The 21,896-nt window shown below is 73.6% G+C and carries 24 protein-coding genes; 15 read left to right on the top strand and 9 right to left on the bottom strand.

The window, feature by feature from the left end:
- Nucleotides 1-286 precede the first annotated feature (286 nt).
- The 3 genes from M8C17_RS29465 (at nucleotide 287) to M8C17_RS29455 (ending at nucleotide 2,649) form a co-directional block, all read left to right on the top strand.
- Nucleotides 287-715 carry an SRPBCC family protein gene (locus tag M8C17_RS29465; protein WP_308209602.1) on the top strand — a complete coding sequence of 143 codons (429 nt, stop codon included), beginning with the start codon at nucleotides 287-289 and terminating at the stop codon, nucleotides 713-715.
- A complete protein-coding gene (locus M8C17_RS29460; protein WP_252419834.1) occupies nucleotides 712-1,713 on the top strand; it encodes an SDR family oxidoreductase in 1,002 nt (333 codons plus the stop codon). Before M8C17_RS29465 ends, M8C17_RS29460 begins: the two co-directional genes overlap by 4 nt.
- A 168-nt stretch (nucleotides 1,714-1,881) precedes the next feature.
- Entirely contained in the window at nucleotides 1,882-2,649 is a 768-nt protein-coding gene (locus M8C17_RS29455; RefSeq protein ID WP_252419833.1) for a polyprenol monophosphomannose synthase, read from the top strand.
- 46 nt (nucleotides 2,650-2,695) lie between these two features.
- On the opposite strand, the gene M8C17_RS29450 is transcribed toward M8C17_RS29455, so the two are convergent.
- Nucleotides 2,696-4,303, bottom strand: coding sequence for an NAD(P)/FAD-dependent oxidoreductase (locus tag M8C17_RS29450; RefSeq protein WP_252419832.1), 1,608 nt, complete (start codon nucleotides 4,301-4,303; stop codon nucleotides 2,696-2,698).
- A 72-nt stretch (nucleotides 4,304-4,375) separates the two neighbouring features.
- Between M8C17_RS29450 and M8C17_RS29445 the strand changes: the two genes are divergently transcribed.
- Complete coding sequence (locus M8C17_RS29445) at nucleotides 4,376-5,809, top strand: aldehyde dehydrogenase (RefSeq protein ID WP_252419831.1); 1,434 nt, start codon at nucleotides 4,376-4,378, stop codon at nucleotides 5,807-5,809.
- A gap of 70 nt (nucleotides 5,810-5,879) precedes the next feature.
- On the opposite strand, the gene M8C17_RS29440 is transcribed toward M8C17_RS29445, so the two are convergent.
- On the bottom strand, nucleotides 5,880-6,281 hold the full coding sequence (locus tag M8C17_RS29440) for a ChaB family protein (protein WP_252419830.1): 402 nt from the start codon (nucleotides 6,279-6,281) through the stop codon (nucleotides 5,880-5,882).
- A 179-nt stretch (nucleotides 6,282-6,460) separates the two neighbouring features.
- Between M8C17_RS29440 and M8C17_RS29435 the strand changes: the two genes are divergently transcribed.
- From M8C17_RS29435 to M8C17_RS29420, 4 genes are all read left to right on the top strand, one after another.
- Nucleotides 6,461-7,441: a YihY/virulence factor BrkB family protein gene (locus M8C17_RS29435; protein ID WP_252419829.1), complete on the top strand. Its 981-nt coding sequence runs from the start codon at nucleotides 6,461-6,463 to the stop codon at nucleotides 7,439-7,441.
- A gap of 101 nt (nucleotides 7,442-7,542) precedes the next feature.
- On the top strand, nucleotides 7,543-7,959 hold the full coding sequence (locus M8C17_RS29430; RefSeq protein ID WP_252419828.1) for a DUF2795 domain-containing protein: 417 nt from the start codon (nucleotides 7,543-7,545) through the stop codon (nucleotides 7,957-7,959).
- A 52-nt stretch (nucleotides 7,960-8,011) separates the two neighbouring features.
- Nucleotides 8,012-8,473 (top strand): SRPBCC family protein, encoded by a 462-nt coding sequence (locus M8C17_RS29425; RefSeq protein ID WP_252419827.1) that lies wholly within the window; start codon nucleotides 8,012-8,014, stop codon nucleotides 8,471-8,473.
- A 119-nt stretch (nucleotides 8,474-8,592) separates the two neighbouring features.
- The gene (locus M8C17_RS29420; protein ID WP_252419826.1) at nucleotides 8,593-8,853 is read left to right on the top strand and encodes a hypothetical protein; all 261 of its coding nucleotides are present in this window, start codon (nucleotides 8,593-8,595) and stop codon (nucleotides 8,851-8,853) included.
- Here M8C17_RS29420 and M8C17_RS29415 read toward each other — a convergent pair.
- Nucleotides 8,808-10,121 (bottom strand): sugar MFS transporter, encoded by a 1,314-nt coding sequence (locus M8C17_RS29415; RefSeq protein ID WP_252419825.1) that lies wholly within the window; start codon nucleotides 10,119-10,121, stop codon nucleotides 8,808-8,810. The genes M8C17_RS29420 and M8C17_RS29415 overlap by 46 nt on opposite strands.
- A 158-nt stretch (nucleotides 10,122-10,279) precedes the next feature.
- On the opposite strand from M8C17_RS29415, the gene M8C17_RS29410 reads away from it, so the two are divergent.
- Nucleotides 10,280-10,489 (top strand): hypothetical protein, encoded by a 210-nt coding sequence (locus M8C17_RS29410; RefSeq protein WP_252419824.1) that lies wholly within the window; start codon nucleotides 10,280-10,282, stop codon nucleotides 10,487-10,489.
- A gap of 9 nt (nucleotides 10,490-10,498) precedes the next feature.
- Here the strand turns inward: M8C17_RS29410 and M8C17_RS29405 are convergent, their stop codons facing one another.
- Complete coding sequence (locus M8C17_RS29405; protein WP_252419823.1) at nucleotides 10,499-10,948, bottom strand: hypothetical protein; 450 nt, start codon at nucleotides 10,946-10,948, stop codon at nucleotides 10,499-10,501.
- Nucleotides 10,949-11,110: 162 nt separating this feature from the next.
- On the opposite strand from M8C17_RS29405, the gene M8C17_RS29400 reads away from it, so the two are divergent.
- A complete protein-coding gene (locus M8C17_RS29400; RefSeq protein WP_252419822.1) occupies nucleotides 11,111-11,461 on the top strand; it encodes a DUF6401 family natural product biosynthesis protein in 351 nt (116 codons plus the stop codon).
- Between the two features lie 62 nt (nucleotides 11,462-11,523).
- Here the strand turns inward: M8C17_RS29400 and M8C17_RS29395 are convergent, their stop codons facing one another.
- A complete protein-coding gene (locus tag M8C17_RS29395) occupies nucleotides 11,524-12,354 on the bottom strand; it encodes a hypothetical protein (protein WP_252419821.1) in 831 nt (276 codons plus the stop codon).
- Between the two features lie 198 nt (nucleotides 12,355-12,552).
- Here M8C17_RS29395 and M8C17_RS29390 point away from each other — a divergent pair, with 198 nt between their 5' ends.
- The 3 genes from M8C17_RS29390 (at nucleotide 12,553) to M8C17_RS29380 (ending at nucleotide 16,817) form a co-directional block, all read left to right on the top strand.
- Nucleotides 12,553-14,691: a SpoIIE family protein phosphatase gene (locus tag M8C17_RS29390; protein WP_252419820.1), complete on the top strand. Its 2,139-nt coding sequence runs from the start codon at nucleotides 12,553-12,555 to the stop codon at nucleotides 14,689-14,691.
- 50 nt (nucleotides 14,692-14,741) lie between these two features.
- On the top strand, nucleotides 14,742-15,419 hold the full coding sequence (locus M8C17_RS29385; RefSeq protein ID WP_252419819.1) for an HAD family hydrolase: 678 nt from the start codon (nucleotides 14,742-14,744) through the stop codon (nucleotides 15,417-15,419).
- A 105-nt stretch (nucleotides 15,420-15,524) separates the two neighbouring features.
- Entirely contained in the window at nucleotides 15,525-16,817 is a 1,293-nt protein-coding gene (locus M8C17_RS29380) for a sodium:proton antiporter (protein ID WP_252419818.1), read from the top strand.
- A 41-nt stretch (nucleotides 16,818-16,858) separates the two neighbouring features.
- On the opposite strand, the gene M8C17_RS29375 is transcribed toward M8C17_RS29380, so the two are convergent.
- Complete coding sequence (locus M8C17_RS29375; protein ID WP_374559565.1) at nucleotides 16,859-17,797, bottom strand: NAD(P)/FAD-dependent oxidoreductase; 939 nt, start codon at nucleotides 17,795-17,797, stop codon at nucleotides 16,859-16,861.
- 115 nt (nucleotides 17,798-17,912) lie between these two features.
- Between M8C17_RS29375 and M8C17_RS29370 the strand changes: the two genes are divergently transcribed.
- A complete protein-coding gene (locus M8C17_RS29370; protein ID WP_252419816.1) occupies nucleotides 17,913-18,128 on the top strand; it encodes a DUF3072 domain-containing protein in 216 nt (71 codons plus the stop codon).
- Here the strand turns inward: M8C17_RS29370 and M8C17_RS29365 are convergent, their stop codons facing one another.
- Both M8C17_RS29365 and M8C17_RS29360 read right to left on the bottom strand, forming a co-directional pair.
- The gene (locus M8C17_RS29365) at nucleotides 18,129-18,632 is read right to left on the bottom strand and encodes a metallophosphoesterase (protein WP_252419815.1); all 504 of its coding nucleotides are present in this window, start codon (nucleotides 18,630-18,632) and stop codon (nucleotides 18,129-18,131) included.
- A 77-nt stretch (nucleotides 18,633-18,709) separates the two neighbouring features.
- Entirely contained in the window at nucleotides 18,710-20,539 is a 1,830-nt protein-coding gene (locus M8C17_RS29360; protein ID WP_252419814.1) for a glycoside hydrolase family 15 protein, read from the bottom strand.
- Between the two features lie 120 nt (nucleotides 20,540-20,659).
- Between M8C17_RS29360 and M8C17_RS29355 the strand changes: the two genes are divergently transcribed.
- Nucleotides 20,660-21,247 carry a general stress protein gene (locus M8C17_RS29355; RefSeq protein WP_252419813.1) on the top strand — a complete coding sequence of 196 codons (588 nt, stop codon included), beginning with the start codon at nucleotides 20,660-20,662 and terminating at the stop codon, nucleotides 21,245-21,247.
- Nucleotides 21,248-21,292: 45 nt separating this feature from the next.
- Here M8C17_RS29355 and M8C17_RS29350 read toward each other — a convergent pair whose 3' ends face one another.
- On the bottom strand, nucleotides 21,293-21,880 hold the full coding sequence (locus M8C17_RS29350) for a DUF1684 domain-containing protein (RefSeq protein ID WP_252419812.1): 588 nt from the start codon (nucleotides 21,878-21,880) through the stop codon (nucleotides 21,293-21,295).
- Nucleotides 21,881-21,896: the final 16 nt, after the last annotated feature.

Raw genomic sequence — 21,896 nt, 5'->3', positions numbered from 1 at the left:
ACGGGGCGAGGGTCCCCGAACGGCCCGGAACCGGCCCGGCCAGCGCCGGCGTTCACCGGGGCTGACCTGCGCTGATCCGGATCCTCCTGGTCCTGTCGCACAGCCGGCGGGTTCCCTGCGCCCCGAGGAGTAAACGTCGCCGCCGAGGGGTCGGCAGGGTGGGGCCAGCGCCGCCCGACGGCCGCCCCGACCGGGCCATACCCGCCGCCCCGGAGAAGCTAACCCGACGGGTCGTTAGCCTCCGGCACGGTGCGGGTATGGGATCACGGTGGCGATTGTGGAGAAAGTGATCCAGGCTCCCCCGCAGCAGGTGTTCGACGTGCTGGCGGACGGTTGGACGTACAGCGACTGGGTTGTCGGCACGGTGCACGTGCGCGACGTGGACGACGCGTGGCCGCGGGTGGGCAGCCAACTGCACCACAAGGCCGGGCCGTGGCCGTTCTCGTTGCAGGACTCGTCGACCGTGCTGCTGTGCGAGCCACCGCACCGGCTCGTGCTGCGGGCCGGTCTCTGGCCGGCCGGCGAGGCGATTGTGACCTTCACCCTCGAACCCGTCGGCGGGGACGCCACCCGCGTCCGCATCGGCGAGGACTTCGCCGCCGGTCCCCTGCGCTGGGTTCGTAACAAGCTCAACGACGTGGTGCTGCACCTGCGCAACCGGGAGACGCTCCGGCGGCTGGCCGACATCGCGGCTCGGCAGAAGGGGACGCCGTGACGCAGACCGTGGTGGTGACCGGCGCGAGCGCGGGCGTCGGGCGGGCGGTGGCCCACGCGTACGCGGCCCGGGGCGCCCGGCTGGCGCTGCTGGCCCGGGGCGAGGCGGGGCTGGCCGCCGCCGAGCGGGACTGCCGACTGCGCGGCGCCGCCGACGTACGGGTGTACCAGGTCGACGTGGCGGACGCGGGCGCCGTGCAGCAGGCCGCCGACGACGTGGTGCACCGGTGGGGCGGCATCGACGTGTGGGTCAACAACGCCATGGTGTCGGTGTTCGCGCAGGCCTGGGACATCCCGGCGCGGGAGTTCCGCCGGGTCACCGAGGTCACCTACCTGGGTACGGTGCACGGCACCCTGGCGGCGCTGCGGCACATGCGGGCGCACGGGCGGGGTGCCATCGTGCAGGTGGGCTCGGCGCTGGCCTACCGCGGGATCCCCCTGCAGTCGGCGTACTGCGCGAGCAAACACGCCGTGCAGGGGTTCAACGACTCACTCCGGGCCGAGCTGCTGCACGACTGCCCGGGGGTGAAGCTGTCGATGGTGCAGTTGCCCGCCGTGAACACGCCGCAGTTCTCCTGGGTCCGCACCCGGCTGCCCCGGTATCCGCAGCCGGTGCCGCCGATCTTCGCACCGGAGCTGGCCGCCCGGGCGATCGTCTGGGCCGCCGACCACGGCACCCGGGAGCTGAACGTGGGCGGCCCGACCTGGAGGGCCCGACTGGGCGACATCCTGATCCCCGGTCTGCTCGACCGCAAGCTGGCCCGGGACGGGTACGACAGCCAGCAGACCGGTGACGAGATCGACCCGGCCACCTGGCGGGACAACCTCGACCACCCCGGCGACGCGGACCGGGACCGGGGCCCGGCCGGGGTGTTCAGCGACCAGGCACGCAACCGCTCGGCGGCGCTGTGGGTCGGCACCCACAAGCCGGCGTTGTCCGGCGTCGCGCTCGCCGGCCTGGCCCTGGCCCTCACGGCCCTGGCGCGCGGCCGGCGCTGAACGTGTGACACCCGCTGCACGGGCGACGCCCCGCACCGTCCGAAACAATGCCCGTACGCAGCGAAGCAACGCCGTCCGCAAAGCCCGGAAGGGGAGCCTTTTCAACCTGGAGCGGACAACTGGCTACCCTTCTCGGGTAGCCCTGTCCGCAAACCGAGGATGTCCGACATGATCGAGCCCGTGCAGCTGCCGTCGCCGTGGCGGGACGCGCGCCTGACCGTCGTGGTGCCCACCTACAACGAGGCGGGCAACCTCCCCGCGTTGGTCGAGCGGCTGCTCGCGCTGCCGTTGCCGGGGCTGCGCATCCTCGTCGCCGACGACAACTCCCCCGACGGCACCGGTGAGGTGGCCGACAAGTTGGCCATCGAGCACCCCGACCGCGTCGAGGTGGTGCACCGGGCCGGCAAGGAGGGCCTGGGCCGGGCGTACGTGGACGGCATCGGGCGTGCCCTCGACGGCGGCGCCGAGTACGTGGCGCAGATGGACGCCGACCTGTCCCATCCGCCGGAGGCCCTGCCGGGGATGCTGGGCGCGCTGCTCTCCACCCAGGCCGGTGTGGTGATCGGCTCCCGCTACGTGCCCGGCGGCGAGCTGGACGAGAACTGGCCGCTGTACCGTCGGGCGCTCAGCGGCTGGGCGAACCTCTACGTGCACACCCTGCTGCGGGTGCGGATCCGGGACCTCACCGCCGGCTTCAAGATCTGGCGGGCCGACGCGCTGCGGGACATCGGCCTCGAGCGGGTGCAGTCGAACGGCTACAGCTTCCAGGTGGAGATGCACTACCTGGCCACCAAGCTGGGGCACACCATCCTGGAGGTGCCGATCCGCTTCGAGGAGCGGCGCGACGGCGAGTCCAAGATGACGACCGCGACCAAGGTGGAGAGCGCGCTGATGCCGTTCCGCCTGCGCAGCAAGCACCGCAACATCACCCGCTGACCCGCGCGTCCCGCCCGCCCGCCACCAAGGCGGGCGGGCGTTTCGTTCAGTCCGGGTAGACGGCGCGGTGCGCGGCGCCGATCGCGGCGGCGTAGGCACGACCGGTGAGCGCGCGGTCGCGGGCCAGCGCCGCGCGGGCGGCGTTCGACCCGGGCGCGCCGTGCACCCCGCCTCCGGGATGCGCCGACGCGCTGGCCAGGAAGAGCCGGTCCACCGGCGTGTCCGCCCGGCCCAGGCCGGGAATCGGGCGCAGGAACAGCTGCTGGTACGCGGCGGCGGTGCCCCCACCGAGCGTGCCGCCGACCAGACTCGGGTTGCCCTTCTCCAGGTCGGCGGGCCCTGCCACGTGGCGGCCGACGATGAGCTGCCGGAAGCCGGGCGCCGCCGCCTCCAGCACGTCCTCCATCCGCTGCACGTGCCCGGCGATGTCCTCGGCACGCCAGGTCCGGCGGAACGGCAGGTGGGTGTACGACCAGAGCGATTCGGTGCCCGGCGGGGAGTGGCTCGGGTCGGCGACCGACATCTGCCCGAGCAGCAGGAACGGGTCGCGCGGCAGCTCGCCGCGGGCCAGTTCACCGGAGTAGCGGGTCAACCCGTCGAGGTCCGCGCCGAGGTGCACGGTGCCGGCGCCGGCCACCGCCCGGTTCGTCCACGGCACCGGCGCGGAGAGCGCCCAGTCCACCTTCAGCGTCGAGCCGTCCCACCGGAAGTGCGCCAGGTCCTCCACGAGCCGCGACGGCAGCGCCGCCGCGCCGACCAGGTCGAGGTAGAGCGCTGGCGCCGGCACGTCCGCGAGCACGGCCTTGCGGGCCCGCCACAGTGCGCCGCCGACGGTGCGTACCCCCATCGCCCGGCCTCGGGCGGTGAGCACCCGGTCGACCCGGGCGCCGTAGAGGATGCGGCCGCCGCGTTCCTCCAGCCGGGCCACCAGCGCGTTGGTGATCTGCTGTGCGCCGCCGTCGGGCACCGGCCAGCCGACCTGCTGGCCGAGCATGGCCAGCAGCCAGCCGTACACGCCCGAGCCGGCCTCCTCCGGGGACAGGTCGGTGTGCAGGGCGCAGCCGGCCAGCAGCGCCGGCCCGCCGGCGCCGTCGAAGAGTTCGTCGCCGAGCTTGCGGACGGGCACCACCAGCCGCCGGGCCAGCCGCAGCGCGCCGGCGACCCGCAGCCGGCGCAGGAGGCCCAGCCCACCGCGTACGGGCGGGAACGGCGTGGTGATGGTGTCCAGCATCGGCTCGGCCACCTCGAGCCAGTCGGTGTACGCGTTGAGCCAGCGCTTGCCGTCGCCGGGGGCGAACTGCTCCAGCGAGGCGGCGGTGACGTCGGCGTCCCGGTTGAGCACGGCGGCCCGGCCGTCCGGCAGCAGGTGCGCCAGCACGTCCGGCGAGTGCCGCCAGGACAGCCCGTAACGGCCCAGGTCGAGCCCGCGCAGCACCGGTGAGGCGTACCCGAGGGGGTAGAAGGAGCTGTAGAGGTCGCTGAGGTAGCCGGGCGCGGTCACCTCGGCGGAGCGGACGGCGCCGCCGGGCGCCGCGGTCGCCTCCAGCACCACCACGTCCCAGCCGGCGTCCGCCAGCAGGTTGGCCGCTACCAGACCGTTGTGACCGGCCCCGACGACGACGGCGTCCGCGCTCTGCGCGCCGGTGGGAGTCATCCGATCCGCCTACCCGGCGCGCAACGGGGCGAAACGCGTTTGCCTCGCCGAGCCCGGGGCATCCAACGCCGCATGTACACGGTTGCGCAACTGGTGGGCGGGGTGTGGGGAGCTGGCGGCGGTGGCGGCGAGCTGGTCGTCCGCGATCCGGCGGACGATTCGCCGGTCAGCTCGGTGCCGGTGGCCACCGCCGACGAGGTCGGCAAGGCGGTCGAGGCGGCACGCGAGACGGCGGCGGAGTGGGCGGCGACCGCACCGGCCGCGCGGGCGGCGGCGCTGCACCGGGCCGCGGACGCCGTGGCGGCGGTGACGGAGGAGTTGGCCGCGGCGGTCACGGCGGAGATGGGCAAGCCGCTGGCGGATGCCCGCGGCGGCGTCGAGGCGGGCATCGGCACCCTGCGACAGTACGCGGAGCTGGCCCCGCTGCGCGGCGGGCGGACGCTGCACGGCGAGACCGACGCCCTGGACTTCATGACGCCGCAGCCGCGGGGCGTGGTTGCGGCGATCACCCCGTGGAACGACCCGGTGGCCGTCTCCTGCGGGCTGCTCGGCGCGGCCCTGGTCACCGGCAACGTGGTGCTCTACAAGCCCAGCGAACGCACGCCGGCGACGGGTTGGCTGCTGGCCCGGGCACTGGACCGGGCACTGCCGGCCGGCGTGTTGTCGCTGCTCACCGGCGGCCCGGAGGTCGGCGCGGCGCTGGCCGGCCAGGACGTGGACGTGGTGGCGCACGTGGGGTCGACCGCGACCGGGCGGACGATCGCCGCCGCGGCGGCCCGCACCGGGGCGAAGGTGCTGCTGGAGAACGGCGGCAGTGATCCGCTGATCATCGACGCAGGGGTCGACGCGGACTGGGCCGCCGGGCAGGCCGCGCTGGGCGCGTTCGCCAACGCCGGGCAGATCTGCGTGGCGGTGGAGCGGATCTACGTGCACCGCACGGTGGCCGAGGACTTCGTGGCGGCGCTGGTCCGGCGGGCCGGCGCGCTGCGGCTGGGCCCGGGTCGCGACCCGGGCACCGAGCTGGGCCCGCTGGTCGACCGGCGACACCGCGACCACGTGCACGGGCAGGTGACGGCGGCGGTGGCCGACGGCGCCCGGATACGTACCGGTGGGGAGCTGCCGGACGGGCCGGGGGCGTTCTACCCGCCCACCGTGGTCACCGACTGCCGGCACGACATGCCACTGGTGCGGGAGGAGACGTTCGGCCCGGTCGCCCCGGTGGTGGTGGTCGACTCGTTCGACGAGGCCCTGCGCTGCGCGGCGGACTCCCCGTACGGGCTGGCGGCCACGGTCCTGACCGCGTCGATGAGCCATGCGCAGCGGGCCTGGCGGGAGCTGCCGGTGGGCACCGTGAAAGTCAACTCGGTGTTCGGTGGCGCGCCGGGCGGCGCCGCCCACCCGCGCCGGGGCAGCGGGCAGGGCTTCGGGTACGGCCCGGAGCTGCTGGACGAGTTCACCGCCACCAAGGCCGTGCACATCGAGGCGCCCGGCGGCGGGCACTGGTGAACGGTACGGGCGGGCGCGGGATAGCCGCGTCCGCCCGTACCGTCTCGCTGTGCCGCCCGCGTCGCGGCGATCAGTCGCCGCGGGCCTTGCGGGTGGCCCGGTCGTTGGCCTTCTCGATCGCCTTGACCAACTCCGGCTTGGTCATGCCGGAGCGGCCGGGTACGTCCAGCTCGCGGGCCACCGACATCAGGTGGTCCTTGGTGGCGTTGGCGTCCACCCCACCCGCGGTGGGGGCTCGCCGTTCCGGTCCGCCGCCGGCGGCCTGTCGGTCGCTCGGGCCCTTGCGGCCCTTCGGCTCCCAGTGATCGCCCACCTTCTCGAACTGGTGCTTCACCGCGGCGAAGGCGGTGCGGTGCGACCGCTCCCCCTCGCCGTAGGTCTCCACCGCCGAGTCGTGCGTCTTCTCCCAGGTGCGCTGCGCCTTATCCGGGGAGCGTCGCAGCGTGCTGGGCAGGTCTTCGCGCCCGGGCATCTCGTCCTCCTCCGTGTGGACAGGGTCACCGTGACCGTTCCCCGGTGACCGGGCGGCAAACCCCGGGGCGGCGCCCGCCCGGCGGGCGGAGGGTTTGTCGATTTCCCGCCCGGGGTACCGGCCGGGCCAGGCCCGACCGGACGACCGGTCATCCGGCGGCCGGGGCACAGGGAGCGGGCATGACGACCACGGAGCCCGGTACGACGCTCGACGGCGCACAGGGCGCACCCCTGCCCCGGCGGATCCGGCAGTTGAACTGGCGTACCTGGCGCGGGGTGCTGGTCCGCAGCGTGCGCAACTTCGTCACCGACAACTGCTCGGACTGGGCCGCCGCCCTGACCTACTACGGGGTGCTCGCGCTCTTTCCGTCCACGATCATGGTGGTCGCGCTGGTCGGCCTGGTTTCCAACGGCGAGCAGACGGTCGACACGGTGGTCGACCTGGCCAACCAGATGGGCGCCGGGTCGGTGGTGGCCGACGACGGCGTGGTCGACGTCATCCGGGCGGTGGTGGTCCAGGAGAGTTCGGCCAAGGCGTTGCTCAGCTTCGGTCTGCTCGGAGCGCTCTGGTCGGCGTCGGGCTTCATCGGGGCGTTCACCCGGGCCTCCAACGCCGTCTACGGGGTGCAGGAGGGGCGGCCGGTGTGGAAGCTGCGCCCGTTGCAGATCGGACTCGCCGCCGTCTCGCTGGTGCTGCTGGCGATCGTCGCCCTCGGGCTGATCGTCAGCGGCCCGGTGACCGACGCCGTCGGCGACCTGATCAACGCGGGCGGGCTGGCCCGCACGGTGTGGAGCGTCGCGAAGTGGCCGGTGCTCGCCCTGATCATGATGGTGTTGCTGTCGCTGCTGTTCTGGATCGCGCCGAACGTGCGGCAGCCCCGGTTCCGCTGGCTCACCCCCGGCGGCGGCGTGGCTCTGGTCGCCTGGGCGGTCGCCTCCTTCGGGTTCGGCCTCTACGTGGCCAACTTCGGCTCGTACGACGCCACCTACGGCAGTCTCGGCGCGGTCATCGCGTTCCTCGTCTGGCTCTACCTGTCCAACTCGGCGCTGATGCTCGGGGTGCAGATCAACGCCGAGGTGCAGCGTGGCCGGCAGTTGCAGGCCGGTGATCCCGACCCTGACGAGCCGGTCCTGCCACCCCGAAAGGCGGCCGACTCCTGACCGCCGGTTCGGGTTCGGACGTCCGGTTCCGGGCCGGGCCGAGGGCCGGTTCGTGACCCGGTGCCGGTTTACCCGCCGGGGTGCCGGGTAGCGCAGAGGGCATGGAGCGTGGCAACAGCAAGCACGGACCGAGGATCGACGAGCAGATGAGTCAGGAGGTCAGCGGCCTCGTGCAGGGGCCGGGGACCGGTGGCTCGCGCGTCGAGGAGTCGCGGGTGCCGGAGCCGGCCGGTGAGGACCAGCCGGAGGCGACGACCGCTCCGGCCGGTGAGCTCCGCACCGGCGCGCCCAAGGGCATGAGCTCGGAGGACGTCGAGCAGCGCAGTCGGCTCGGCCGGTTCATCACGATGAGCGCCCTGCCCGGCGACCGCGCGACGTTGATCGCCAACGCGCGCGACAACGAGGCGCCCGACGACATCGTGGCGGCGCTGGAGCGGCTGCCCGAGGGCACCCGGTACCAGACGATCTCCGAGGTCTGGGCCGCACTCGGCAACAAGAACGAGACAACCCGCTGGTGACCGGATCGTCCCCCGATCCGGACGATCATCCGCGGCCGAAGGAGGTTCTCTGATGAGTGGCGTTACCGAACACGTCGATGTTTCCGTACCCGTCCGCACCGCCTATGACCAGTGGACCCAGTTCGAGGAGTTCCCCGAGTTCATGGAGGGCGTACGGGAGGTCCGGCAGATCTCCGACACGATGACCCACTGGACGGTGGACATCGCCGGCGTGAAGCGCGAGTTCGACGCCGAGATCACCGAACAGCTCCCCGACGAGCGGGTCGCCTGGCGCTCCACCAGCGGCACGCAGCAGGCCGGTGTGGTGACCTTCCACCGGTTGGACGAGGACAAGACCCGCGTCACGCTCCAGCTCGAGTTCGAGCCGCACGGGGTGGCGGAGCAGGCCGGTGACAAGCTCGGCATCGTGGACCGGCGGGCCAAGGGCGACCTGGAGCGGTTCAAGACCTTCATCGAGCGGCGCGGTCAGGAGACCGGCGCCTGGCGCGGCACGGTGGACCGGCCGCAGCCCTGATCCTGAGCATCGTCGCGCGATGGCCGCCGGAGTTCCCGGCGGCCATCGCCGTGTCCCGGGCCGACCACCGGCAGGGCGGCATCCGTTTGCGATCATCGCGCCCGGGTACCGCTGATGGCATGACCGACGACAACAGGGTGTGGCGGGACGAGGAACGACTGCCGCTGGAGGAGTTGGAGCGCGCCGTGGCGGGCTCCAGCATCGACGGGCAGGCCGACGACGTGACGGGCAACGACGCCGGCGAGGAGGCCGCGTTCGGGCACGGACCGGCGGCGGTGGACCGGGGCGGGCAGGCCAGAGGCAGCGGCCGTGAGCCCACCGACCCGGATCGCGCCTACCGTCCGTCGACCACCGGCCGCACCGGACCGGACACCATGTGACCCTCCCCGCCGACCTGAGCCGCCTGATCCGGCCGGGCGGGCTCTGACCCACCGGGTCCGGCCCGCTCCGGGCCGGGGCGGCGGGAGCCCAGCTCGTACAGTCCGATCAACGCCAGTGCCAGCACCACCAGGGCCGAGCCGAGCACCTGCACCGTGGTGTTGCCGATCAGGATGCCGAGCCCGGCCGGCACCAGCGCGGCACCGACGCCGGCGGCGCCGATCTGGAGCCCGATGGCCCGGTCCGCGTGCGCCGCGCCGACCCGGTCGACGGTGGTGAGGGTGAGCAGCGGGAACACCGGCGCGGCGGCGAAGCCGACCACGAGCAGGCCGAGCACGGCCAGCACGGCCGGCCCGGGTACGGCGATCAGCGCCGCGCCGACGGCCATCCCGGCCAGGCTGACGCGCAGCACCAGAGCGCCTCCCAGCCGCTCGGCCACCACGCCCTGCACCACCCGGCCGACGAAGAGGCTGCCCCAGTAGGCGGAGACGCAGCCCCCGGCCACCGCGGCGCTCAGCCCACGCCCCTCGGTGAGCAGCAGGAACGCCCACAGCCCGGCGGACACCTCGATGGCGACGTACAGCGCGAAGGCGAGCGCTCCCGACCAGACCGCCGGCAGCCGCAGCGTCGCGCGGATCGGGACCCGGACCGCCGGCGACGCTGACGCCCCGACGACGGCACCCGGATCGGAGGAGGCCGGTACGCCGCGCTGCCAGGCCCGCACGGTGAGCGCGAACGCGGTGGCGACGGCGAACTGGGCGGCGGCCATGATGCCGTACCCCCACCGCCAGGACAGGCCGGCGCTCAGCGCCCCGGTCATGATCAGTGGGCCGATCGCCACACCCAGGCCGAAGAACGCGTGCATCCAGTTCATGTGTCGCGGGCCGAAGGCCCCGGCGGCGTACGCGTTGAGCCCCGAGTCGATCGCGCCGGAGCCCAGCCCGAGCAGCAGCGCACAGCCCACCAGCACGGCCAACCCGGGGCTCAGGGCGTGACCGGTCAGCGCCAGGCCGGCCAGCAGGGTGCTGCCGGCGAGCAGCGCGCCCACGCCGACGCGGGCCAGCGTGAACCCGGCCAGCACGCTGGACGTGAGGTAACCCACGGTGCCCGCGGTGAGCAGCAGCCCGACGGCCTCGGTCGGTACGCCGAAGTCGGTTCGGATCGACGGCCAACCGACGCCGAGCAGTCCGTCGGGCAGGCCGAGACTGACGAAGGCCAGGTAGGCCAGCAGGAGCAGGGAGGCACGGGGCCGGGCGGGGGTGGTGGACACGGGAACCCATCCTGCCGCAGCCGCACCCTAGCGCCACCTCCGGCCGATCGCTCTCGGCGACAAGAAGTGATGTCCGGACGGTCGAGAAAACGGACAGCTCATCCAGAATCGGCCGATCGGAGGACGGCAACCCGACCGATGCGCGTAAGAATTTCGGGATGCATCAGGGCTCCGGAATCCTCTCCCCGCGTCAGCGCCGGCTCGCCTGGCTCGGCTTCCTGCTCGCCGCGCTGCAGGCTCCCGTCTCCGCCTGGCTCGTCGCCGACGAGTCGTGGCTGTTCAGCCTCTGCGTCGCGCTGATGGTCGCCACCGTGATCATCGCCGACGACGCGGCGCGGCGTCGGCCGGCCGACGCGACAAGCGACTAGTCCGGAGCACTAACCGTCGGTGCCCGGTCGGGCCTCGTGACCCGGCCGGCCCCGGCTGCGGCGGCGCTCTTTCATCTCCGCCTCGTACAGGTGCCGCCGCCCGCCCACCAGTTCGTCGCGGGCCTGCCGGTCCAGCTCCCGGAACAGCGCGTAGTACCCGTCGTCGAAGTCCTCGACGATCTGGAACGTCCACCGGCCGGCGATGACGTTGCGGCCCAGCAACTCGGTGTCGACCCGGTCGGCGATCTGCGGGTGCCCGGCCGCGCGAAGCTGCTCCACGGCGTCGTCGAGCATCAGGTCGGCGTGCCCGATGAGCTGGTGCAGCGAGTACAGGTGCCCACGCGCCCGTTCCACGCACTCCAGCGCCTCGCTGAGTTTGCCGAGTGCCGCGACGGTCGCGTCGCTCACCCCGGCCGGCCGGCGGTGCTCGTCGTCCGGCCCGTCCGCCTGGTGTCCCATCCGTGCCTCCGTGCTCTGTGCCGCCGTGTGCGGGTGGTTCTCCTGCTGCCCCGTCTGTGCCGGATCAACCCCTGCGGCCAGCACGAACCGGCCGGTGGCGTGGCCGACACCCGCCGAGCGGCCGAGGCCGACCCGGCGAACGGTCGGTTAGCCTCGGTCACCATGCGTGCGTTCAACCGGGTCGCGACCCGTACCGCCGTCGAGTCGGCGCAGTCCACCCTGGCAGCCCTCACCGTGTCGGTGGGCACCGTCGGGCTCGCCGCCGCCGCCGCGCGGCCCGGGCTGCTGGCCCTCGTCGACCAGCACGCGGCCGCCGTGCGGGACAGCCTCGACGGGGACCGCCGCCCGCTGACCGCCGCGACTCTCGCCGGCTACGCCGAGGGCGTCCGCGCCGCCGCCCTGGAACACGGCTGGGCACCACCCAGCGGGCCGGTGGACTGGAGCGAGCCGGACTGGCTGCTCACGCGGCTGCTCGCGGTGTGCGCGCTGGCCCGCTCGCTCGACCGGGCCTGACGCGCGGGAAGGGCGCCCGCGCGAGAACGCGGACACCCTCCCCACCGGCCGTTCCGCCCCCGTTACTGGCGGTACTGCTGGGTCTCGCCGGCCATCGTCGACTGCTCGTCGACCCGCGGCATGGCCTGGGTGCGGTCGCCCCCACGGTCGGCCATCTGCCGCTCCACGTCGCCACGCCCGGCCGCACTGGCCTGACGCTGCTGCTGCACCGCCCGGGCCTCCTCGGCGGCACGGTCCAGCCAGCCGTCCCAGCGCCGCTGCATCGGCTTCACCAGACCACCACCGACACCGACGATCAGGATGCCGGCCACCGTGGCGAGCACCGCGATCAGCACCGGCGTCGTCACCGTGGTGGCGATACCCACCTGGTTCAGCGCGGCGATCACGCCGAGCGCGATGATGAAGATCGCCGTCAGGTCGGCCAGGACCTTGCCGTACGAGAGACCGCCCAGCGCCCCGGTGACCAGATCACGGACGGCGCTCGCGATCGCAGCCGCCACCACCACCACGATGATCGCCACGAACGCACGCGGCAGCCAGGCCACCACGCCGCTGATCAGGTCACTGATGGCGTTGGGTCCCCAGACCCCGAACGCGAACTGCAGCGTGAACAGCAGCACCGCGTAGTACGCCAGTCTGGCCAGGATGTCACTGGCGTCGTACTTCGTTCTCTCCAGCGCTCGTTTGATGCCGCCGCGTTCGACCGCCCGGTCGAAGTTCACCCGTTCCAGAACCGTGTCCACGATCTTGAGGACCGCTCTGGCGATGAGCCAGCCGACCACGAGGATCACGATGAAGGCCACGGCCTTCGGGATGAAGAGCAGCACCGACCTCCAGGTGTCGGCGATGGCGTCGCCGATGTCGGCCTGCCGGACCGCGAGGGTTTTCAGCATGATGTCCCTCCTGTCGCATGGACTGCGCCGAGCGCATACCCGGCCTCCGGTGCGGCAGTCCGCGCAGCTCGCCGCGTTTTTTCCGACAAGTCGCCGAACAGGGGTCCTGAACTGCCCGAACAGCCACCGCGACGGGCCTCGCCACGCCCCACGACCATGATCGGATACGACCGCCGGACGGCCAGCTAGGCTGCGGACATGCCAGGAACGGTCGGGCGGGTGCCCACGCCAGCAACTCCGGTCCCGGGCGCATCCACCGGTCCCGGCGCTGCCGCCGCCGTGCTCGCCCACGACTGGGCCGGCACCTCGCTCGGCCCGCCCGAGCGGTGGGACCCGGCGATCCGGGCCGTGGTCGACCTGATCCTCGCCGCGCCGATGCCGATGGCGCTGGCCTACGGCGACGACCTCGTCCTGCTCTACAACGACGGCTTCGCCGAGCTGCTGGGCAGCAAGCACCCGGGTGCCCTCGGCCGTCCCTCCGCCGAGGTGTACGCCGAGATCTGGGACCTGCCCGGTGTCGGTGAGGCGATCGACCGCGCCTACCGGCAGGGCGTGCCGTTCCTGGAGAAGGAGTCGACGCTGCCCATGACCCGGGACCACTCGGGCGTGGCGGCGCAGGCGGTGTTCACCCGGAGCTACTCGCCGGTGCACGACAGCGCCGGGCAGATCGTGGGGATGCTGACGGTCGCCGCCGAGACCACCCGCGTCGCCGAACAGTTGCAGAGCCTCAGCGAGGTCGCCGCCGCGCTCGCCGGCACCCTCACGCTCGACGACGTGGCCCGGGTGGCGCTGCGGTACGCGATCACCACGTTCGACGCCGACTCGGTCGCGTTCGCCGTCGACGAGGGCGGCGGCGGCTGGCGGATGGTGCGCCGGGTACGCGGCGAGCTGATGGACGAGGCCGACGAGCGGCTACCGCCGCTGTGGCGGCGCGCCCCGGCGGACTGGTCGGCTCCGGTGGTGCAGGCGGCCCGCTCGGGCGTGCCGTCGCTGACACGCGACGGGCAGCCGCTGCGCGAGACGGCCGTGGACCGCCACGACCAGAAGATCCGGGCGATGGCCGCGCTGCCACTGGGCACCTCGGTGGTCCGGGGCGGGCTTGCGGTCGGCTACGGGGTGCCACACACCTGGTCGGCCGCCGAGCAGGCACTGCTGGCCGCCTCGGCCGAGCTGATCGGCCAGGCGGCGGAGCGGGCACGCCGGTTCGAGACCCAGCACGGCACAGCCCAGCTGCTGCAACGCAGCATGCTGCCAGAACACCTGCCGACCCTGCCCCGACTGCGGATCGCGGCCCGTTACGACCCCGGAGTCGACGGCAACGCGGCCGGCGGCGACTTCTACGACGCGTTCCTGCTGCCCACGGGCGGGCTCGGCGTCGTTCTGGGCGACGTCGCCGGACACGACGTACAGGCGGCGGCGCGGATGGGACAGGTCCGGGCGGCGCTGCGCGCGCTGGCCCTGGCCGACCCGGCACCGGACGCGGTGCTGGCCGGACTGGACCGGCTGGTGACCAGCCTCGGCGCGGAAGCCGGCACGCACGAACTGTTCGTCACCGTGGTCTTCGGCGTGGTCGACGCGGAGCGGCGCGAGCTGACCCTCGCCAGCGCCGGTCACCCGGCGCCGCTGGTCCGCCGCTGCGGCCCGGACGGCCGCTCCCACGCCGAGTACCTGGACGTACCGGCGGGTCCCCCTCTGGGGTTGGGCGGCCGGCCGGGCACCACCACGGTCGCGTTCCGCCCCGGCGACACCCTGCTGTTGTTCAGCGACGGGGTGGTGGAGCGCCGCCGGCAGAGCCTCACGGCCGGGTTGGACGCTCTCGGCGACGCGGTCGCCAAGGCCGGCAGCGGTGACCCTCGCGCGCTCTGCGCGGTGGCCACCGCCGCGGTGCCCGGGGGCACCGAGGACGACGTGGCGGTGCTGGCGGTCGAGCACGCGCTCAAGCCGAGCCGGTCGGCGAGCATGGAGGTGCCGGCGGAGCCGACCGCGCCCAGCCGGGTCCGGCACTGGATGACCGGCCAGCTCACCGACTGGCAGGTGCCCGAGTCGGTGGTCGGCGCTGCGGTGCTGTGCACCAGCGAGTTGACGACGAACGCGCTGCTGCACGCCGGCACCGCCGCCCGGGTGGAGATCGACCTCAGCCCTGAGCGGCTGCTGGTCTCGGTCGCCGATTCCGGCACCCGGGGCACCGTGACCCGGGCCCGGACCGACACGTTGAGCAGTCGCGGGCGCGGTCTCGGCCTGATCGAGGAACTCAGCGACGCCTGGGGCACCGACCCGACGGTCCGCGGCTCCACGGTCTGGTTCGAGATCCTCGTCCCGCCGGCCGAGGGCAGCTGAGGCCCTTGTCCGCCGGATCAGCCGGGCCCTGAGTGGGTAGGAGGACGCCCATGCGCACCGACCGACCCGCCGGGGTCCTCTTCGACGTCGACGGCACCCTCGTCGACACCACCTACCTGCACACCGTGAGCTGGTGGGAGGCGCTCCGCCAAACCGACCAGCCGGTGCCGATGGCGACCGTGCACCGGTCGATCGGGATGGGCTCGGACAAGCTCCTGGACCACCTGCTCGGCCCGGAGCGGGACCGTGACGCCGACGGAAAGCTGCGCGACGCGCACGACACCCTGTACGGCGAGTACTGGGAGCGGCTCACGCCGCTGCCCGGTGCGGCGGACCTGCTGCGTGCCTGCGCCGAGCGGGGGCTGCGGGTGGTGCTCGCCACCTCCGCCGCGGAGCAGGAGGTCGGCGCGCTGCGCCGGGCGCTGGCCGCCGACGACGTCGTCGACACGGTCACCTCGTCGGCGGACGCCCAGCAGAGCAAGCCGGCCCCGGACATCCTGGTCGCCGCCCTGGAGCAGTCCGGGTTGACCGCCGAGCGCGTGGTCTTCGTCGGTGACTCGGTCTGGGACGTCGCGGCGGCCGGCAAGCTGGACATCCCGTGCGTCGGGCTGACCTGCGGGGGCACCAGCCGGGGTGAGCTGGCCGGCGCCGGGGCGGTGGCGGTGTACGACGATCCGGCCGCGCTGCTGGCCACTCTGGACGATTCGCCGATCACCCGACCGCGCTGAGGCTCACACCGGTTCCCCGGTCCCGAGAGGCTTACGCGTACGGCCTGCGGGGCATGGATTGTCACCACCGCCCACACCGCGTGGGCATGGTCGGAGGGTGGCACGGTGGAGCCGGTAGACGTGGCGTTCGCGCTGGTGGGCGTGGGCGCCCTGCTCGCAGGCATCCTCCCCCGGGTGCTGGAACGACGCCCGCTGTCGATGCCCATCGCCTTCCTCGCCCTCGGCATGCTGGTCTTTCTGCTGCCGGTGGGGCTGCCGACACCGGACCCGCTGGCCCACCCGCAGCTGACCACCCACCTGACCGAGATCGGCGTGATCGTCGCCCTGATGGGTGCCGGCCTCAAGATCGACCGTCCGTTGAGCTGGGCCAGGTGGTCGTCCACCTGGCGGCTGCTGGTCATCGCGATGCCGGTGTGCATCGCGGCGGTGGCGCTGCTCGGCTGGTGGTGGGCGGGGCTGGTGCCGGCCGCCGCGCTGCTGCTGGGCGCCGCGCTGGCACCGACCGACCCGGTGCTCGCCGCCGACGTGCAGGTCGGCGAGCCGACCGATGTGGAGGACTCCGAGGACGAGGTCCGTTTCGCGTTGACCTCCGAGGCCGGCCTCAACGACGGGCTGGCGTTCCCGTTCGTCTACGCGGCCATCGCCATCGCCTCGACCAGCCTCGCCCCGAGCGAGTGGCTGGCCGACTGGCTCACCGTCGACGTGCTCTGGAAGGTGAGCGTCGGAGTCGGCGGCGGGCTGCTCATCGGCTGGCTGCTCGGCAAGCTGTTCTTCCGTGCGCCCAGTCAGCTCCGGCTGGCCCGGCACGCCGAGGGCTTCCTCGCGCTGGCCGCCACGTTCCTGGCGTACGGGCTGGTGGAGGTGGTCGGCGGGTACGGCTTCCTGGCCGTGTTCATGGCCGCCCGCGCGATCCGGGCCGCCGAGCGGACCCACGAGTTCCACTCGGTGCTGCACGACTTCGCCGAGCAGATCGAGCGGCTGCTCACCCTGGTGCTCCTGCTGCTGCTCGGCGGCGCGATCGTGGGCGGCCTGCTGGGTCCGCTGACCTGGCCGGCGGCGGCCGTCGGGTTGGCGCTGGTGTTCCTGGTCCGGCCGCTGGTCGGCTGGTTGTCGCTGCGGGGCGCGCCGGGCCGGCCGGCCGAGCACTGGGTGATCTCGTTGTTCGGCATTCGCGGGGTGGGCTCGTTCTACTACCTCGCGTACGCGACCACGAAGGCCGACTTTCCGCAGGCGGAGCTGCTCTGGGCCACCGTCGGGCTGGTGGTGCTGGTCTCCGTGGTGGTGCACGGCATCGCGGCGACCCCGGTCATGCAGCTGCTGGACCGGGAGGGCGAGCGGACCTCCGACCCGAGCGAACGGGACGCCGCCCAGCCGGTGGCCGCCGCCGGGCACTCCTGAGCACAGCCTCGGGCGGCCGGGGACCGACCGCGAACCGGCGGTCAGGCGAGGCGGGCCGCCAGGGCGCGGCCGAGGTCCCGGCCGGAACGCCAGGCGCTCTGCACCCGCGGTTTGCCGAACGCGTCGCCGGCCAGGCCGATCCCGTCGGCGTCGAGGTGGTGGGTGTCGTCGCCGGCACCGGCGGCCGGCTTCGCGTACGTCCAGCGGTGCACGTGCACGTGGGCGGCCGCCTCCGGCAGGCCCAGCACGTCCCGGACCGCCTGCTCGATCGCCGAACCGGCCCCGGTGGGCTGGGCCAGGTGTCCGGCGGCGAACTCCGGCACGGTGTGCGCGACCAGCACCGGCGCACCGTCACCGCGCCGGTCACCGTCGTCGCAGACGAGGTTGAGCACCGGGTGGTCGTTGACGAACGCGCCGCGGAAATCCGGCCAGCGCCGGGTCGGGAAGCGCAGCACCGCGGACAGCGACGGCAGGAACCGCTGCGCCTGCACGGCCCGGGTGGCGTCGGCCAGTGCCGGGTCGAGCAGCAGGGCGGCCTGCGGTCCCGGCATGGCCAGGGCGACCGCCGCGCACGGCTGACCGTCCACGGCCGGTCCGGGCTCCACGGTGAGCACCAGCCGGTCGACGGTCACCGGCACCGCGGTGGCCAGGTGTTCGACGAGCGAGCGCAGTCCGCGCGGCGCGGCGAAGCGCATCGGCCCCGGCACGTCGTGGCGCCCGTCCCGGTCGTACGCCTGGAAGGTGTCGGTCCATTCGCGCACCAGGCCGGCGGCGCGCCAGCGCTCGACCACGGCGGCGAAGTCCGGATCGCTGGCCGTGAAGTACGCAGCGCCGATGTCGGCGGGCCGGCCGTCGAAGCGTCTGCTGGCCATCCGGCCGCCGCAGACGTGCCCCCGCTCCCGGATCCGCACCGGCACCCCGGCAGCGGCCAGTTCCACCGCGCAGGCCACCCCGGCGATACCCGCCCCGACCACCACCACGCCCGACCGGTCCACGCTCATCGGGTGATCGTAGGTGCCGGCAGTCGCGATCGGCGGGCATGAACCGGCGGTGACCGGGGTAATGGCACACCTGTTCGAAGAAAGGGTGATGACAATGACGGACCACAGCAACGAGCAGCCCGACCCACGCGGCGCGATCAAGGACCCGGACGAGTGGGTGACCGGCGACGAGCCGCCCACCGCGGCCCAGGAGTCCTACCTCGCGACCCTCGCCCGCGAGGCGGACGCGGAACTCCCCGATGACCTGACCAAGGCCGAGGCGTCCAAGCGAATCGACGAACTCCAGGCCGAGACCGGTCGCGGCCAGTAGTCACCGGCGGCGAGGGAGGCGGTGCAGCTCGACGGCCGTCAGGCGGCCGGCGCTTATCTCGGCGGTCTGGTAGGTGGCGTGTGGTTGGGAGCGGCGGTCAGTGGGCGAGCCGGGGTTGAGCAGGCGCAGCCCGCCGGGGGCCTCGGTGTCCCAGGGGATGTGCGAGTGCCCGAAGACCAGCAGGTCGACGTCGGGGAAGCGGGCCGCGCACCGCTTCTCGCGACCGGTCCGAGGCCCGGTCTCGTGCACCACGGCCACCCGCAGGCCGTCGAGGTCGGCCCGCGCCACCTCCGGCAGCCGGGCGCGCAGCGCCGGGCCGTCGTTGTTGCCGTACACGCCGATCAGCCGGCGCGCACGGGTGAGCATCTCGTCGAGCAGCGACTCGTCCACCCAGTCGCCGGCGTGCACCACCACGTCGGCCGCCTCGATCGCCGCCCAGAGCGGCTCGGGCAGATCCCGGGCGCGCTTCGGGAGGTGGGTGTCCGCCGTGAGCACCAGCCGCATCCGGTCATTGTCCCCCGAACCCACCCCCGCCACGCGCGCGGACGGCGCCGCCGGCGGTCAGCGCGTACCGGCCGGGTTCAGGAGCGTCTCGGGGTGAAGTGCGGTGGAGGCATGCCGCGCTCCCGCAACGCCGGGTCCCGCTCCACGTCGGTGAGCTGACCGGCGGCGTTGATCAGGCCGATGTGCGAGAACGCCTGGGGGAAGTTGCCCAGTTGCTCGCCGGTCACCGGGTCGATCTGCTCCGCGAACAGGCCGAGGTCGTTGACCCGGGCGGCCAGCGCCAGGAACAGTTCGTGCGCCCGCTCCCGCTCACCGGCCATGGCCAGGCAACCCACCAGCCAGAACGAGCAGATGACGAAGCCCGCCGGGTCGCCGTCCCAGCGCCGCAGCAGGCCGTCGTGGGACAGCCGCTGCTCCACCGCGCGGACCGTCGAGCGCATCCGCGGGTCGTCGGCCGGAAGGAAACCCACCAGCGGCATCACCAGCACCGAGGCGTCCAGGTCGTCGGAGTCGAAACTCCCCGTGTACGCCCCGAGCCGGTCGCTCCATCCCCGCTCCAGCACCGTCGCGCGCACCTCGTCGCGAGCCGCGGCCCACCGGGCCACGTCCTCCGGCCCGCCGAGCTGGTCGCCGAAGCGGACCGCCCTGTCCAGCGCGACCCAGCACTGCACCTTCGAGGACACGTGGTGGTGTTCGATCCCGCGCTCCTCCCACATGCCCGCGTCCGGCCGCTGCCAGTCCACCACGGCCTGGTCGGCGAGCACCCGCAGCACCTGGCGCACCTCCGGCGCCATCGGCTCCAACTTGTCGCGCATCAGCCAGGCCGCGTCCAACGCCTCGCCGAAGATGTCGGTCTGCCGCTGCCGCCACGCGTCGTTGCCGATCAGCACCGGCGGGCTGTCGCGGTACCCGCCGAGCTGGTCGAGGCGGTGTTCGGTGAGGTCCCGCTCCCCCTGCACGCCGTACATGATCGGCACCGGCTCGTCGCCGATGCGTCCCATCGCCCGGCTCACCCAGGAGAACTGCCGCTGCACCTCGTCGAAGCACGCCGACCGCCACAGCGCCCGCAGGGTGAGGCTGAAGTCGCGCACCCAGACGTACCGGTAGTCGTAGTTCCGGTTCCCGCCGAGCTTCTCCGGCAGGGAGGTGGTCGCCGCGGCCACCACCGCACCGCTGGGCCGGTACGTCATGCCCTGCACCACCAGCGCGCTGCGCCGTACCTGCTCCGGGTAGCACCCGTGGTATTCGTGCTGCTCGGTCCAGGACCGCCACCCGGCGACCGTGTCGGCGATCGTCTGGTCGGCGTCGGGCACCTCCGGTGGCGGCGCGTCGTAGGTCGGGGCGTACCCGAGGGTGAAGTTGTGCACGGAGCCGGCGCGGGCGGTGAACGTGGCGGTGGCCCCGCCCTCGCCACAGCAGAGCCGCACGCTGCCGCGCAGGGTGAGCCGGGCGGCGCCGGCCGTGGCCTCCAGCGTGCCGTCCCGCTCGACCAGGAACGCGGTGGTCCGCCCGTACTCGAAGCGGGGTCGGTAGTGCATCCGCATCGGGACCTCGCCGGAGAGGCTCTGCACGCTGCGGGCCAGCACCTGCGGCGAGCGCAACCCGATGTCGTGGCCGCGGGCTCCGGGCTCGAAGGCGAGCGCGTCGGTCAGGGCCACCTCCCCCTGCGCGGTGCGGAAGACGGTCCGCAGCACCAGGGTGTCGTCGAGATAGCAGCGGTCGACGCTGTGGTCGACCTCCGGTTGGATAGACCAGTGCCCGGCGCCCTCGTCGAGCAGCCGCCCGAACACCGACGGCGCGTCGAACCGGCCCGGGCACCACCAGTTCACCGATCCGGAGCGGTCCACCAGCGCCGCGCTGCGGCCGTCCGCGAGGAAACCGTGGTCGCTGATCTGTCCGCTCTGCACCCGGCTGCCTACCCGGGGCGTCCGGGCGCATGCCTGCGGGTCCGGGTGGCCCCCGGGACGGCGTCGGCGTTACCGCTGCGCGCGGGCGGGAACCCGGGTGGCTGACGAGGGAGGATGCTCATGACGTCAGCTTCGGGGCCGGCCGCCGCGTGGCGGCCCGGCGCACAGGGCGGCGACCTGCTGCCGTCCGGGCCGGCAGGCCGCCCGTCGACACCGTCCGGTAACGGGCACGGCCCGGAGACCGGGCCGCCCACCGTGACGATCGGCTCATATCCGGACTATCCGTCCGCCCAGCGGGTGGTCGACTATCTGGCCGACAATCGCTTCCCGGTGGAGCACAGCGCCATCGTCGGCACCAACCTCACACTGGTGGAGACGGTGCTCGGGCGGATGACCACCGGCCGCGCCGCCCTGCTCGGCGCCGGCACCGGCGCCTGGTTCGGCCTCTTCATCGGCCTGTTGTTCGGCATCTTCACCGTCGGCAACTGGCTGGCGGTGATCCTGGTGGGCCTGGTCATCGGCGCGATCTGGGGTGCCGTGTTCGGCGCGGTCGCGCACGCGATGACCGGCGGGCAGCGCGACTTCACCTCGGCCAGCTCACTGCGCGCCGGTCAGTACGCCGTGATCGTCGACGCGGAACTCTCCGACCAGGCGCGGCAGTTGCTGGGTCGGATGCAGATGTCCGGCTCGACCACGAACGCCGGCTGAGTCACCGGATCGACCGGCCGTCCCGGCAGCACGCCGGGGCGGCCGTCAGCCGTGGTACGACAGCTCGCCGGCCCGCAGTGGCACGTCGACCCGGTTCTCCGGCGGTGCCAGCGGGCACGCCCAGCGGTCGTCGTACGCGCACGACGGGTTGTAGAGGTAGTTGGCGTCGAGCCGCACCCGGTCGCCGGGCAGCAGCTCGACGCCCCGGCCGAAGGTGCCCTTCACCGTGTCGGTGAGGTACCGGCCACCGCCGTAGGTCTCCTGCCCGCAGGTGCTGTCACGCAGCGGCACGAACAGCCCACCTCCGTACGCCTCGATCCACCACAGGGTCAGCGGCCCCCACGGTGCCTCGGCCACGGCGACCCGCCGGTACGCGATCACGCCGTCCGGCCCGCCGGTGTCCACCCGTAGCTCACCGCTGGCGGGCCGCAGTGGGGCCTCCACGACGGCGTCCGGGTTGGGCGGGAAGTAGCGCACCCCGGTGAACCCGGACCGCTGGGCCGGCGGGATCGGGCTCTGCGGGTGGGTGGCGAAGAGCTGGTCGCGGCCGGCGCGGAACCCGGCCAGGTCGACGTCGGACAGGTACAGCCGGGCAACCCGCTCCCGCCAGTCGGCCAGCTCCAGATCATCCACGGGTCGAGCCTAGGCG

It is taken from the genome of Micromonospora sp. RHAY321 (assembly GCF_023896955.1).
GTDB lineage: Bacteria > Actinomycetota > Actinomycetes > Mycobacteriales > Micromonosporaceae > Micromonospora.
This window is presented reverse-complemented; position numbering and strand designations above follow the sequence as displayed.